We start from the raw sequence: 13,529 nt of genomic DNA on the forward strand, positions 1-13,529 counted from the left end.
ACCCGGCGGCCGGGGAACCGGCCGTGGCGGAATGGGCACCGGCGGATGGTCGGCGTAGTCGGCGAGCTCGGGTTCCCGGCGGCGCCAGGCGCGCTCGGCGGCACGTTCTTCGCCGGCACGCATCGCCTCCATCGACAGGTCCACCGCCAGCGCGGTGGGTGCCTGGTTGAGCGTGTGCACGCCCGCGCCGGCCATCGACAACAAGGCGTCGGTCGCCTGCTTGCCGATGTTGTCCTCGAGCAGTCGCCGCAGCCGCGGCTGGTAATCGACGACGACGACGCCGGCCTCCAAGCCCAGCGGCAGCACCGGCAACCGCAACAGCCGGCCGACCGTCGCCATGCCCAGGCCGGCGACGTGGGCGCCGAGGCTGAGAGCGCGCAGCGCCTGCGTCATGCCATCGCCGGGCAGGGTGGCCGGTGGGCGCCCGCGGTGGGCCGGCCGCCGGTGCTGGGCCTCGGTGTCGCTGACCACGCGGCACAGCTCACGCAACGAGACGACGTCGCCGCCGGCGTCGGAGTCGAGTCCGACCACCAGCCGGGACAGCGGGTGATTCAGGCGGACCGAGGTGACCCCGGGCAACGCTCGGGCCGTGGCCTGCACGGCAGTAGCCAGCTCGTCCCCGGCCGGCCCATCGAGCCCGCGCACCTCGACCCAGGCCCGGCCCTCGCCGCGGAAACACCGCCGGGACAACACCCAGCCGTCATCGCTACTCGGAAGGACAGCGCCCGCGATGCCGGTCGCGGTCTGTACAGATGCGTCGACCAATGCGGAGGTGAGCTGGACACCGAAGTTTGCTGCGCGCAGCGGAAGAGAGTGCCTGACGGCACGGCCTAAATCCACGCGGGCCCGTTCAGTGGCGCGCGCGAGCGCTGCTGCTGCCGCTACGGGCCGATCGCGCTGCCGACTTCTTCGGCTGCGAGCTGCGCCGCGTGGTCGACGAACCCGACGGCTTCGTCGACTTGGCCGATTTCACCGACTTCAACGGCCGGGCCGTCGCGGTCGAAGCGGCCGGCGCCTTCGCCGACGACTTCGCCGAAGGCTGCGCCGGCGGCGCGCCGTTATCGGAGCGGTTCAGCTGCTTGAGCACCAGGGCGGTGCCGCCCACCGCCACCAGCAGTGGCCACTCGACCAATCCGGTGACGCCGAGGGCGCCCAGGGTCAGCGCGGCCGCGGGGGTCGAGTGGCTGCCGGTGCTCAGGCCGCGCTGGGCACCGCTCGCCGCCCCCTTCAAGCCACCGATTACCCCGTTGAGTGCGGCCCCGCCGACTGCGCCGGCCGCCTCAGTTGTCATGGTCGCCGCGCGAGTCGCCGCTCCGGCTACCTTCCGTACCGTCCCTGCGACGGCGTTCATGGGTATTCCCTGCCCTTCAAACGAGGCAATTTGGTTAACCCGGTCCATCCTATGCGAATTTCGGGTGAACCCGCGGAATCCACAACGAATTCATATAACCCGAGCTTTCGGAGCCGGCTGGATATCCACCAGCACCGGCGCGTGATCGCTGGGCGACTTGCCCTTGCGTTCCTCCCGGACGATCTCGGCGTGCGAGACGCGGGTGGCCAGCGCGGGCGAGCCCAGGATGAAGTCGATTCGCATGCCCTGCTTCTTGGGGAACCGTAGTTGGGTGTAGTCCCAATAGGTGTAGACACCGGGGCCCGGCGTGAACGGTCGCACCACGTCGAGGTACTGCGCCTCGGTCAGCGCGTGAAACGCCCGGCGCTCGGGCTCCGAGACGTGGGTCGCGCCGTCGAAGAACTCCATGCTCCACACGTCGTCGTCCTGCGGGGCGATATTCCAGTCGCCCGTCAACGCGATCGGTGCCGAGGGATCGTCACGCAGCCAGCCTTCGGCGGTATCGCGCAACGCGGCAAGCCATTCCAGCTTGTAGGTGTAGTGCGGGTCATCCAGGGCGCGTCCGTTGGGCACATACAGACTCCACACCCGGACCCCGCCACAGCTGGCGCCCAGCGCGCGAGCCTCGACCGTCGGGTCGGCGTCCGCCTTGGCCCAGGTGGGTTGCCCGGGAAAGCCGATCTCGACGGCGTCCAGACCGACCCGGGAGGCGATCGCCACCCCGTTCCACTGGTTGTGGCCGACATGTGCCACCTCGTAGCCGAGTTCGTGAAACGGCAGGGTGGGGAACTGCGCGTCGGTGCACTTGGTCTCCTGCATCGCCAGCACGTCGACGTCGGCGCGGGCCAGCCAGTCGGTAACCCGGCCCACCCGAGTGCGGATGGAGTTGACGTTCCAGGTGGCCAGTCGCAGCGCAGTCACGCAGTCACCTTAGTTGGGCAGCAACAGCCGGGCGTCCAGGTAGCGGGTGCGGTGCTGACCGGCGAATCCGAGCGCCTCGCAGAACTCGAACGCGCCCGCGTCATCGCTGCGTACCTGCGCGTAACCGCGGGCGGCCCCCCGCTCGGCGCCCCAGGCATGCAGTGCGGTGCAGATCGCCCGCCCGTGGCCCTGCCGGCGGCGGTCCCCGGCCACCCACAGGGCGGTCACCCCCAGCCAGCGGGCGCCGTCCGGGGCCTGGGTCACCGCGCCGCGCCCGATCGCCACCCCGGCTATCGAGGCGAACACCAACTCACCGTCGACCACCGCGGTCAGCGGCCCCACCGGGTCGTCGGCGGGCCAGTCCGGGCCGGGCCGGTCGGTCAGCGTCACCTGCTCGGGCGTTGACCCGGCGGTCAACTCGGCCACCAGGGTGCGCGTCTCCAACCGTGCGGGGATGTCTTCCGGCAGTCGCAGCAGCCGCTCCGGGACCGCCAGGGTCGGGGCCAGATCCCGTCGGGCGTACCAGTCGATGATCGTCGGGATGGTGCTGGTGTGCGCGAACATGTCTAGGGGCACAGCCGAACTCGTCGCCAACTCAGTACCGGGCCCGGCCCGCAACAGCCACCCGTCGAGCCACTGGTGTTCGCTGCCAGGCCAGGCCAGCGCGGCAGCGTGCTCCACGGCGCGGATCGCTGAGTTCTTCACCGGCCGGTCGGTGAGCCGGCGCACGTACAGCACATCGGCGTGCCGGCAATCGTGGACCGCCCCGTCCGACGAGCGGACCCGCACCACCGTCCCGGCCGCCTCCAGGTGCCCCACCACGTCGCCCATCGGCGGCTCCGAACCGGGCGGCCGCAGGTAGCGCAGGCTCACCCGGGTGCCGACGGGGGGCAGCTCGACAGGTGGCCGGTTCATCACCGGACCCTCAGTGACCGAACGGATCGGGCACGTCGCCCGGCATCCAGGACAGGCCCGGCACGCCCCAGCCGTTGGACTTCACCGTCCGCTTCGCCGCTCGGGCGTGACGGCCCACCAGCATGTCCAGATACAGCAGGCCGTCCAGATGCCCGGTCTCGTGCTGCAGCATCCTCGCGAACAACCCGGTGCCCTCCAACGTGACCGGGTTGCCGTCGGCGTCCAGGCCGGTGACGCGGGCCCATTCCGCGCGGCCGGTCGGGAACGACTCACCGGGCACCGACAGGCAGCCCTCGTCGTCGTTATCGGGGTCGGGCATGGTCTCTGGCCGTTCGGAGGTCTCCAGCACCGGGTTGACCACCACGCCGCGGCGCCGCGTGGTCGAGCGGCGGTCGTCGGCGCAGTCATAGACGAAGACACGCAGGCCCAAACCGATCTGATTGGCGGCCAAGCCGACCCCGTTGGCGGCGTCCATCGTGTCGTACATCGTGGTGATCAACTCGGGCAGGTCGGCCGGCAGCGAGCCGTCATCGGCGACGGGCACCGGGCTGGTCGGGGTGTGCAGGACGGGATCGCCGACAATGCGGATGGGTACGACGGCCATGACCGAAAATCTTATGTGCCCGCCGCCGGCACAGTGCAGCGGCCACGGCGACTCGCGGGGCCGGCTCCCGGTTCAACACCGCGTGCCGTGATTGAATATTCGCTCAGGACAGGACGCCGAAAAACGCAACGAACGTTCGACCAAAGAACTTTCCGGAAGGGTCCAGGAAACGATATGGACGGCGCCATGGCGCAAGCGAATCGATCAGGGGACGATTCGGAACCCACTGACGGCCTGAGCCGTCGCGAACACGACATCCTGTCCTTTGAGCGGGACTGGTGGAAGTACGCCGGCGCCAAGGAAGAGGCCATCAAGGAGCGGTTCTCGCTGTCGGCAACCCGTTACTACCAGGTGCTCAACGCTCTCGTCGACCGGCCCGAAGCGCTGGCCGCCGACCCGATGCTGGTCAAACGGCTGCGCAGACTGCGATCCAGTCGGCAGAAGGCGCGCGCCGCGCGGCGTCTCGGGTTCGATATCACTTGAGCCACCCGGAACCCCTGATTGATGGGGGTTTAGAGGTGATGGCCTGCTCGTCGATACAGTGGGCGCAATGAGCGACCACGTTCCCGACTCCTCCAGACTCCCGCTGCGGGCCATGGTGATGGTGCTGCTGTTTTTGGGCACCATCTTCTTGCTGGTCGGGTTTCAGGCGCTCGGATCGTCCGGCGACGACGACGACACCGGCCGCTCGCCGGCGTCGAAACCCGTGACCACCACCTCCGCGGCGGCCACCACCGACCGCCCCGCTCACCGGTCCGAGGTGCGCGTCTACAACATCTCCGAGCAGGCGGGCCTGGCCGGGCACACCGCGGAAGTGCTGCGGGAAGCCGGTTGGAATGTGACCGACGTCGGCAACCTCGAGCTGCCCGAGGTCACCGAGACCACCGTCTACTTCGGTGACGGCCCGGGTGAGCACGACTCGGCCAATGCCGTGGCCGAGGTGCTGCACGCTGCCGCACAGCCACGCATCCCCGACGTGGCCGAGCAGCCACCGGGCGTCATCGTGGTGGTCGCGGGTTAAGCTCCTCGCATGGTCAAAGGTCACCGCAGAGTTGTTGCCGCCGCTGTCTTCGCCGCCCCGGTTGTGCTGTTGGCGGCGTGCAGCCCCAACGAGCCGCCCTCCGACGTGCCGGGCACCACGCCGGCCATCTGGACCGGGTCCCCGGCGCCGTCCGGCGCGGCGAGCGAGCCGGGCGAGTCGGGCGGCTCCGACAGCCTGGTGGCGCGCCTGACGACCGTCGACGGCGGCCAGGTCGCCACCGCGAAGTTCGAGTTCAGCAAGGCCGGCGGGAAAGAATTCGCCACGATCACCGTGGAGACCACCAGCACCGGCGTGCTGACGCCGGGCTTCCACGGCATGCACATCCACAGCGTAGGTAAGTGCGAAGCCGACTCGGTCGCTCCCGGCGGCGGCGCGCCCGGCGCCTTCCTGTCGGCCGGTGGACACTTCCAGGCGCCCGGCCACAACGAGCACCCGCAGAGTGGCGACCTGACCTCGCTGGAGGTCCGTGCCGACGGCAGCGCGCTGCTGGTCACCACCACCGACGCGTTCACCCGGCAGGAATTGCTGGACGGCGAGGGGACGGCGTTGATCATCCACGCCGACGCGGACAATTTCGCCAACATCCCGGCGGACCGCTACACCCAGGTCAACGGCACGCCAGGCCCGGACCAGATCACACTGACCACCGGAGACGCCGGCAAACGAGTTGCGTGTGGTGTCATCGGCGCCGGATAGCCTGCCGAACAACAGGGCTTCATCCAACGCCCGAATCGAGTTCGCCCACTGTGCCCGACCCACCCTCGGTGTGGAGTGGGAGTTCGCACTGGTCGACGCGGCGACCCGCGACCTGAGCAACGAAGCCAGCGCGGTGCTGGCAGAACTCGGCGAAAACCCGCGCGTGCACAACGAATTGCTGCGCAACACCGTCGAACTCGTCACCGGCATCTGTGACAGCACCGGCGAGGCGATCGAAGATCTGCGCCAAACGCTGGCGGCTACCCGGCCCATCGTGCACGAGCGGGGCATGGAACTGTTCGGCGCCGGCACTCATCCGTTCGCGCAGTGGTCGGCGCAGAAACTGACCGACGCGCCGCGCTACGCCGAGCTGATCAAGCGCACCCAGTGGTGGGGCCGGCAGATGATGATCTGGGGAGTGCACGTCCACGTCGGAATCTCCTCGGCCTACAAGGTCATGCCAATCATCTCGTCGCTGCTGCTGTATTACCCGCACCTGCTGGCGTTGTCGGCGTCGTCGCCGTGGTGGGCCGGCGAGGACACCGGCTACGCCAGCAACCGGGCGATGATGTTTCAGCAGCTGCCCACCGCCGGATTGCCGTTCCAGTTCCAGACCTGGTCGGAGTTCGAGGGCTTCGTCTACGACCAGAAGAAGACCGGGATCATCGACCACATCAACGAGATACGCTGGGACATCAGGCCATCCCCGCACCTGGGCACCATCGAGGTACGAGTCTGCGACGGGGTGTCCAACCTGCGCGAGCTGGGCTCGCTGGTCGCGCTGACCCACTGCCTGATCGTCGACCTGGACCGGCGGCTGGACGCCGACCAATCGCTGCCCACCATGCCGCCGTGGCACGTGCAGGAGAACAAGTGGCGCGCGGCGCGCTACGGGCTGGACGCCGAGATCATCCTCGACGCCGACAGCAACGAGCGCCTGGTCACCGAGGACCTCGACGAGCTGCTCAACCGGCTGGAGCCGATCGCGGCGCGACTGCACTGTGCCGACGAACTGGCGGGCGTCGCCGACATTTATCGAACCGGCGCCTCCTACCAGCGCCAGCGCCGCGTCGCCGAGGAGCACGACGGCGATCTGCGCGCTGTCGTCGACGCGCTGGTCGCCGAACTGGACATCGAGTGATGGAACTGCCGATGTTCCCGCTGGAATGGGTGCTGCTGCCCGGCGAGGAACTGTCGCTGCGGATCTTCGAGAGGCGCTACACCGTGCTGGTCGGGGACCTGATGCACAGCGGCGATCCGCGGTTCGGGGTGGTGCTCATCGCCCGCGGCCGCGAAGTGGGCGGTGGCGAGCAGCGCAACGACATCGGCGCAATGGCGGCCATCACCGACTGCACCGAACTCGGCGGCGGCCGCTATGCGCTGCGATGCCTGACCGGCGAGCGGATCCGGGTCAGCCAGTGGCTCCCCGACGACCCCTATCCGCGGGCAGACATCGAGGTATGGCCCGACGAGCCGGGGGAACCGGTGAGCGACAAGCAGTTCGGGGAATTGGAAGAACGCATCGTCGCGCTGCACAAGCGGATGGCGGTGGCCCGCCGGCGGTGGGTGACGGCCGGGCGCGACACGATGCTGGGTGGCCGCCGGTTGCGCTCGCTGGACCCGGTGCAACGGCTGTACTCACTGGCCTGCCGGGTCCCGATGGGCGAGGCCGACCGCTACGCGGTGCTGGCGGCGCCGTCGTTGTCCGACCGGTTGGCGGCGCTGTACGAGGCGATCGAGACCGTGTTGGCGCGAGTCGAATTCGATATTCCACGTTGATCCTCCCCGCTCGCGGGCGAGCGTGTTTGCACACGACACGCCGCTTCCTGACGTGCAACTGCGCACGCTCGCGACCAGAGGGCCGGCGCTATTTCAGGCAGCTGCCCGCATCGACGGTGAGCGGAAGCCCGGTGACATAACGGGATTCGTCTGAGGCCAGGAACAACACCGCGTTGCTGATATCGACCGGGTCCACCCAGCCGATCGGCAGCACGTGCATGAGCTGCGCCACCACGGCCATGTCGTCGGGGCCGGGGCTCTGCAGGTCGGGGCGGAACAGCTTCATGGTGCCCTCGTTCATGAACAGCGGGGTGTTCACATTGGTGGGGTGCACCGAGTTGACCCGGATGAAGTGCTGGCCGAGTTCGACGGCGAAGGTGCGCATCAAGCCGACCACGCCGTGCTTGGCCGCGATGTAATGACCGGTGTGCGGGTAGGCCTTGAGGCCGCCCACCGAGCTGGTCAAGATGATGGACCCGCCGTTTCCATCGGCGATCAGATGCGGCACACCGGCTTTGACGGTCTTCCAGACACCGGACAGGTTGACGTCGATCATGTCCTGCCAGTCAGCCTCGCTGGTCTTGTCCAAGGTGTCGCCGCCGTTGCCGATTCCGGCGTTGGCCGCGATGATGTCCAGTCGGCCCAACTGCTCGACACCACTGTCGACCGCGGCCTTGAGCGCGTCGAAGTCCCGCACATCGACCTGTGCCGTCACGATACGGCGGTCCAGTCCCTTGACCAGGTCGGCGGTCTCGGCGAGGTCGTCGGGTGTGGCTGCGGGGATCTCCTTGCTGCTGCTGATCCGGGCGCACACGTCGACGGCGATGATGTCGGCACCTTCCTGCGCGAGTCGCACCGCGTGACTGCGGCCCTGGCCGCGGGCTGCGCCGGTGATGAGCGCGACCTTTCCTTCGACTCGTCCACCCATGTCTGCACCTCCGTCTGTTATTAGTCGATCGATCAGCAAGGCTGGCACCAAGCCGCGACGTTGTCAACAGTGGGTTCAGTCGGTGGGCGCCGGTGGCTCGGTGGACAGAGCCAGCCGGCTCAGCTGTCGCTCGACGAGGGCGCGCAGCTCGTCGTGGCCGTAGGTGACGTCGACGGCCTCCTCGTTGCACAGGCTGCGTGCGGTCTGCGCGATCAGCATGGCGATCGCCACCGGCGGAAACTCGTCGAGGTCGACACCGTTGGCGCGCAGTGCCACCGTGACCGCGGCGGTCTCGATATCGCGGACCCGCTCGGCGTAGGCCTTGAGTTCGGTCCGGATCGCCTTGCGATGGTTGGCCAACGCCATGAACTCGGTATTCAGGCTGGTCACGCGGGCATCGCTATTGATGGCCCACAGCGTCTGGAGCGGATCGTCGTCGGTGAGCGCGGCGCGCATCCGATCGAGTGCGACGTCGGCGCCGGCGCGCAGCACCTCGACGAAAAGGTCATCCATGGTGGGGAAGTAGTAGTAGACCAGGGCCTGCTTCACCCCGGCCTCGGCGGCCACCCGCCGGGACGTCGCAGCGGCATAACCTTCGTTTCGCATGATGCGGGCGGTCGCTTCGATCAGCCGTCGCCGGGTGGCGCCATCGGTGGATTTCGCCTTGCGGGGGGCCGCCATTCACCGCGTCCCGAAGTGGCGATCGCTTGACCGCCCGTCGTCGTACATGGTAGGCATGAGGCATTCTAGCAATTTGGTCGATCGATCAGTGCGACGAGGTCGTGATACGAGCGAAAGGGCGCATCGCGTGATGACGGATCTCGCGGCGGTGGACTACTTCTCCGACGAAGGCGTGACTCAAGATCCCTATCCCTATTACGAATACCTCCGATCGAACGGGCCCGTCTTCGCCGAGCCGCACCACGGCGTCGTCGCCGTCACCGGCTACGAGGAGGTCCACGCCGCATTCAAGGACCACGACTCCTTCTCGGCCGTCAACGCGATCGGCGGGCCGTTCCCGCCGCTGCCGTTCGAACCCGAGGGCGATGACATCACCGAGCAGATCGAGGCGCACCGGCATCTGTTCCCGATCTTCGAGCACGTCGTCGTCCAGGATCCGCCGGCGCACGAGCGGACCCGCGCGCTGTTGGGCCGGATCCTGACCCCGGTCCGGCTCAAAGAGAACGAGGACTTCATCTGGCGGCTGGCCGACCTGCAGCTCGATGAGTTCATCGACACCGGCCGCTGTGAGTTCCTGATGGACTACGCCAAACCCTTTGCGACGCTGGCGATCGCCGACCTACTCGGGGTCCCCGATGACGACCGCGCCGAGTTCCGCCGGGCTCTCGGAGCCGGTGAGCGGCCGGGTGCCCGAGTCGGCGCCCTGGATGGCGAGCCGGTCGGCCTGAACCCGTTGGACTACCTCGACGAGAAATTCAACGGCTACATCTCCGATCGGCGGCGCAATCCGCGGGCCGACGTGCTGACGATGCTCGCCGAGGCCACCTACCCCGACGGTGCGATACCGGAGGTGATGGAGGTGGTGCGTCCGGCGACCTTCCTGTTCGGCGCCGGGCAGGAGACCGTCACCAAACTGCTCGGGACGATGGTGCAGGTGCTCGGCGAGCAGCCCGAGCTGCAGCAGCGGCTGCGCGAGAACCGGGATCTGATCCCGCGGTTCATCGAGGAATCACTGCGCATCCAGAGCCCGACCAAGATCGACTTCCGGCTGGCGCGCAAGACCACGACGCTGGCCGGCGTGCCCATCAAGGCGGGCACCGTGCTGATGCTGTGCCTGGGTGCGGCCAACCGGGACCCGCGCAAGTTCGAGAACCCGGACGAATTCAACTTGGACCGCAAGAACGTTCGCGAGCACATCGCCTTCGGACGCGGCATTCACACCTGTCCCGGCGCGCCACTGGTCCGGGTCGAGGGGCGGATCACCGCCAACCGGATGCTGGACCGGATGCGCGACATCAGGATCAGCGAGGAGCACCACGGCCCGGCCGGCGACCGGCACTACCGCTACGAGCCCACGTTCCTGCTGCGCGGCCTGGCGGCGCTGCACATCGAGTTCGACCCCGTCGGGTGACCCGCTAAGCACCTTCCGCGGCCCACTCGGCGGTGACGCGCTGCTTCTGCTCCTCGATCACGTCGATCAGTCGCGACGCCTTGGGCCAGCCGTAGTAGGCACCGAACTGCAAGGCGGCCTCATCGATTTCGTCGAAGGACACGTCGCGGCTCTTCAGGGCGGCGTAGACGTGACTGAGGATAGGGTAGGGGGCATCCTGAAACGCCACGCAAGCCACGGTCACCAGCCGCCGCTGCTTCATGCCCAGCCCGGGCCGCAGCCACATCTCGCCGAAGACAAAGTTCAAGATCCCCGCGCCCGAGTACGGGTCGTCGCGGGCCGGCACGTAGGGCAGGCAGTTGACGTCCCGGAAGGCCTGCTCGCCGACGAGCAGGCGAGCTTCGGGGTCGCTCGGGGTGGACAGCGGCAGCAGTGGTGTCGGCGGCGGTACCGGTTCACCGCGCTCGGTGTGGATGCGCGCCCATTGTTCGTCGACGGTCATGTTGAACAGGGACGCCTTCGGCCAGCCGGCGTACACCGCGAAATGCAATACCGCTTCCCGCATTTCGTCGATGGTGACGTCGCCGCTGTGCAATGCCGCGTAGATGTGTTCGCGTAGCGGCTGCTCGGTGTCGGCTGCGGCCAGGCAGGGCAGCGCGATGAACCATCGGTCGCGGCGACTCAATCCCGGACGCTGCCAGATCTCGCCGAACACGAAGTCGAGCAGGGTTGCGGCGGGGGCGGCGGTGTCTGGGATCGGGAGGGCCATCAACTCGGCGAATGCGCGCGCTCCGCGCCCCGCCTCACCGGAGGGTGGCACCGGCATCCACCTTGAACTCCAGCCCGGTCACATGCCGGGACTCGTCGGAGACCAGGAACAGCACCGCGTTGCTGACGTCGCGGGCCTCGGTCATGATGATCGGCAACGCGTTCTGGAAGATCGGGCCGAGGTCGGCGCGCTCGCCGTGCAGCAGCGCGTGCAGCGCATCCGGCCGCATCCCGGTCTCCACCCCGGTGGGATGCACCGTGTTGACCCGGACATTCACCGCCGCAAGCTCATTGGCCAATGCACGGCTCATGCCCACCACCCCGTGTTTGGACGCGGTGTAGGGCGTGTGCAGCGGGCTGCCCTTCAGCCCGGCCACCGAACTGACGTTGATCAGGCTGCCGCCGTGGGAGACCAGGTGCGGCAGCGCTGCCGCGCAGGTGTTCCACGCACCGATCAGATTGACGTCGACCACGGTGCGCCACTGCTCGGAGGTGGTGGTGTCCCAGGTCCCACCGGTGATCACCCCGGCGTTGGCCACCGAGGCGTCCAGGCCGCCCAACTCCGCCACCCCGTCGTCGACCGCGGCGGTCAGCGCGGCGGCGTCGCGCACGTCGACGACGCGGGTCACCGCTCGGCGACCGAGTTCTTCGACCAGCCGGGCGGTCTCCTCGAGGTCTTCGGCCGCGGCCAGCGGATAGTCGATCTCCGGCAGCGACGCGCAGATGTCCACCAGGATGAGGTCAGCACCCTCCTCGGCCAGCCGCACGGCGTGGCTGCGACCCATGCCCCGGGCGGCGCCGGTGACCAGCACCCGCTTGCCCGCCACCCGCTGACTCATAGCTTGTTGCAGAAGCCGGCGTCGACGGGGAAGGTCACCCCGGTGACGTAGCGGGCAGCGTCGGAGACCAGGTAGGCGATCGCGGCGCTGATGTCTTCGGGTTCGAGCATGCCGACCGGCATCGGATTCTGCAGATGCGGGCCGCCGTCGGGGTAGTGCTCCAGGAACGACGTCATGGCCGGGTTCACCGCCATCATGGTGTTGACCGCGGTCGGGTGCACGGTGTTGACCCGGATGCTCTGCGGGGCAAGGGCGTTGGCCAGTGTTCGCATCAAACCGACGATGCCGTGCTTGGACGCCGCGTAGCCCAGGCCGCCGCCCTGCAGCCCGCCGAAACCCTTGAGCCCGGCTGTCGAGCTGGTGAACACGATCGACCCGCCCCGGCCACCGGCGATCAAGTGCGGAATGGCGGCTTTGGCGGTGTGAAACGAGCCGACCAGGTTGACGTCGAGCACCTCGGTCCACATCTGCAGGTCTTCCTCGTCGGTCAGCTCGCGAAACGCCATGGCGGCGATGCCCGCGTTGGCGCAGACGATGTCGAGTCGGCCGAAGTGCTCGACACCGGCGTCCAGTGCAGCCTTCAGCGCTGCAAAGTCGCGGACGTCGGCGACCGAGCCGATCATCTTGCCGCCCTGGGCCTCCACCAAGGCGACCGTCTCGTCGAGCTCGTCGCGGGAGCCCATCGGGTAGCCGTTGGAGGCGATGTCGGCGCAGATGTCCACGCCGATGATGTCGGCGCCGTCGGCGGCCAGGCGCACCGCGTGGCTGCGCCCCTGCCCGCGCGCCGCCCCGGTGATGAATGCGACTTTTCCGTCCAGAGAACCCATGCCGGTACGGTAACCTGGTTACTCAACGACGGCAAGGGGGTGAATCGATGTCCGGTCCGGAGGACCGGATCCTCGGCATCGTGGTCGAGATCCTCGAAACACAGGGCTACGACGCGGTTCAACTCCGCGAGGTCGCCCGGCGCGCCCGGGTGTCGCTGGCCACCATCTACAAGCGGTATGTCACCCGCGACCAGCTCATCCTCGCCGCGCTGGACAGCTGGATGGCAAAGAACCGTTACTCCGGCGTCGACGCGTATGCGCCAGAGCCCGCCGAGCCGTTGTACCCGGCGCTGATGCGGTTGTACCGCACCATCTTCGAGCCGTGGGAACGCCACCCGGCGATGCTGACGGCCTATGTGCGGGCCCGCTCCGCGCCCGGCGGTGACACGTTGGTCCGCCGCGGACTCGACGTCGTGGGACCCGCGATGCGGGCGGCGCTCTCCGACGTCGACGAAGCCTTCATCGCCGACCTGGATGTCATCATCTCCAACCTGGTGTACGGCCTGTCCGCGCGTTTCGCCGCCGGCGAGCTTGCCATCACCGAAATCCTGCCCACCCTGGACCGGGCGGTCTACCGGCTCACCAGCGGATACCAGAGGGCCGCGGGCCGTTAGCGTCGGGTGAGTGCAAAGCTTTTGATCTCGCACACCCGGGTCACCCACACCAATGACTGGTCGCAGCTGACCGATCCGAAGCGCCTCTCGCGGGCGCGCTGGACCACCGCGGACCGGCTGGCGGAGTCGCTGGCTCGGCTTGGCGCCTTAGCTGAGGGCTGCTGACGCCTGGAG

The 13,529-nt window shown here is 68.4% G+C and carries 17 protein-coding genes and 1 pseudogene; 8 read left to right on the forward strand and 10 right to left on the reverse strand.

Annotated elements, in window-relative coordinates; genetic code table 11:
- From DQP56_RS25000 to DQP56_RS06270, 5 genes and pseudogenes are all read right to left on the reverse strand, one after another.
- Positions 1–693, reverse strand: a pseudogene (locus DQP56_RS25000) (cation-translocating P-type ATPase); the annotation flags it as partial.
- Between the two features lie 157 nt (positions 694–850).
- Positions 851–1,351 (reverse strand): hypothetical protein, encoded by a 501-nt coding sequence (locus DQP56_RS06255; protein WP_112684099.1) that lies wholly within the window; start codon positions 1,349–1,351, stop codon positions 851–853.
- A gap of 90 nt (positions 1,352–1,441) precedes the next feature.
- Complete coding sequence (locus DQP56_RS06260; RefSeq protein ID WP_165824920.1) at positions 1,442–2,263, reverse strand: exodeoxyribonuclease III; 822 nt, start codon at positions 2,261–2,263, stop codon at positions 1,442–1,444.
- 18 nt (positions 2,264–2,281) lie between these two features.
- A complete protein-coding gene (locus DQP56_RS06265; RefSeq protein ID WP_112684101.1) occupies positions 2,282–3,187 on the reverse strand; it encodes an N-acetylglutamate synthase, CG3035 family in 906 nt (301 codons plus the stop codon).
- A gap of 10 nt (positions 3,188–3,197) precedes the next feature.
- Entirely contained in the window at positions 3,198–3,791 is a 594-nt protein-coding gene (locus tag DQP56_RS06270; RefSeq protein ID WP_112684102.1) for a peptide deformylase, read from the reverse strand.
- Positions 3,792–3,965: 174 nt separating this feature from the next.
- Here DQP56_RS06270 and napA point away from each other — a divergent pair, with 174 nt between their 5' ends.
- The 5 genes from napA to DQP56_RS06295 all read left to right on the forward strand — a co-directional run bounded on the left by napA (position 3,966) and on the right by DQP56_RS06295 (position 7,308).
- Positions 3,966–4,274, forward strand: coding sequence for a nucleoid-associated protein NapA (napA, locus tag DQP56_RS06275; protein WP_013827346.1), 309 nt, complete (start codon positions 3,966–3,968; stop codon positions 4,272–4,274).
- A 67-nt stretch (positions 4,275–4,341) separates the two neighbouring features.
- Positions 4,342–4,812 carry a LytR C-terminal domain-containing protein gene (locus DQP56_RS06280; RefSeq protein WP_165824918.1) on the forward strand — a complete coding sequence of 157 codons (471 nt, stop codon included), beginning with the start codon at positions 4,342–4,344 and terminating at the stop codon, positions 4,810–4,812.
- A gap of 9 nt (positions 4,813–4,821) precedes the next feature.
- On the forward strand, positions 4,822–5,529 hold the full coding sequence (sodC, locus tag DQP56_RS06285) for a superoxide dismutase[Cu-Zn] (protein ID WP_165824919.1): 708 nt from the start codon (positions 4,822–4,824) through the stop codon (positions 5,527–5,529).
- 1 nt (position 5,530) lies between these two features.
- The gene (locus tag DQP56_RS06290; protein WP_165824921.1) at positions 5,531–6,670 is read left to right on the forward strand and encodes a glutamate--cysteine ligase; all 1,140 of its coding nucleotides are present in this window, start codon (positions 5,531–5,533) and stop codon (positions 6,668–6,670) included.
- Positions 6,670–7,308: an LON peptidase substrate-binding domain-containing protein gene (locus DQP56_RS06295; protein ID WP_112684104.1), complete on the forward strand. Its 639-nt coding sequence runs from the start codon at positions 6,670–6,672 to the stop codon at positions 7,306–7,308. The genes DQP56_RS06290 and DQP56_RS06295 overlap by 1 nt, the downstream gene beginning before the upstream one ends.
- Before the next feature lie 88 nt (positions 7,309–7,396).
- Here DQP56_RS06295 and DQP56_RS06300 read toward each other — a convergent pair whose 3' ends face one another.
- Positions 7,397–8,236: a mycofactocin-coupled SDR family oxidoreductase gene (locus DQP56_RS06300; protein ID WP_112684105.1), complete on the reverse strand. Its 840-nt coding sequence runs from the start codon at positions 8,234–8,236 to the stop codon at positions 7,397–7,399.
- 75 nt (positions 8,237–8,311) lie between these two features.
- On the reverse strand, positions 8,312–8,917 hold the full coding sequence (locus DQP56_RS06305; protein ID WP_112684106.1) for a TetR/AcrR family transcriptional regulator: 606 nt from the start codon (positions 8,915–8,917) through the stop codon (positions 8,312–8,314).
- 130 nt (positions 8,918–9,047) lie between these two features.
- Here DQP56_RS06305 and DQP56_RS06310 point away from each other — a divergent pair, with 130 nt between their 5' ends.
- A complete protein-coding gene (locus DQP56_RS06310) occupies positions 9,048–10,328 on the forward strand; it encodes a cytochrome P450 (RefSeq protein WP_112684107.1) in 1,281 nt (426 codons plus the stop codon).
- A gap of 4 nt (positions 10,329–10,332) precedes the next feature.
- Here the strand turns inward: DQP56_RS06310 and DQP56_RS06315 are convergent, their stop codons facing one another.
- From DQP56_RS06315 to DQP56_RS06325, 3 genes are read right to left on the reverse strand one after another with little or no spacing between them, the layout of a single operon-like run.
- Positions 10,333–11,133 carry a carboxymuconolactone decarboxylase family protein gene (locus DQP56_RS06315; RefSeq protein ID WP_112684108.1) on the reverse strand — a complete coding sequence of 267 codons (801 nt, stop codon included), beginning with the start codon at positions 11,131–11,133 and terminating at the stop codon, positions 10,333–10,335.
- Positions 11,111–11,914, reverse strand: coding sequence for a mycofactocin-coupled SDR family oxidoreductase (locus tag DQP56_RS06320; protein ID WP_112684109.1), 804 nt, complete (start codon positions 11,912–11,914; stop codon positions 11,111–11,113). The genes DQP56_RS06315 and DQP56_RS06320 overlap by 23 nt, the downstream gene beginning before the upstream one ends.
- Positions 11,911–12,741, reverse strand: coding sequence for a mycofactocin-coupled SDR family oxidoreductase (locus tag DQP56_RS06325; protein ID WP_112684110.1), 831 nt, complete (start codon positions 12,739–12,741; stop codon positions 11,911–11,913). Before DQP56_RS06325 ends, DQP56_RS06320 begins: the two co-directional genes overlap by 4 nt.
- Positions 12,742–12,788: 47 nt before the next feature.
- On the opposite strand from DQP56_RS06325, the gene DQP56_RS06330 reads away from it, so the two are divergent.
- Entirely contained in the window at positions 12,789–13,355 is a 567-nt protein-coding gene (locus DQP56_RS06330) for a TetR/AcrR family transcriptional regulator (protein ID WP_112684111.1), read from the forward strand.
- Between the two features lie 6 nt (positions 13,356–13,361).
- Positions 13,362–13,520, forward strand: a complete 159-nt coding sequence (locus DQP56_RS06335) for an SRPBCC family protein (protein WP_205868807.1) — start codon at positions 13,362–13,364, stop codon at positions 13,518–13,520.
- Positions 13,521–13,529 lie beyond the last annotated feature (9 nt).

The sequence above is a fragment of the Mycolicibacter senuensis genome, from assembly GCF_003284925.1.
Classification (GTDB): Bacteria; Actinomycetota; Actinomycetes; order Mycobacteriales; family Mycobacteriaceae; genus Mycobacterium; species Mycobacterium algericum_A.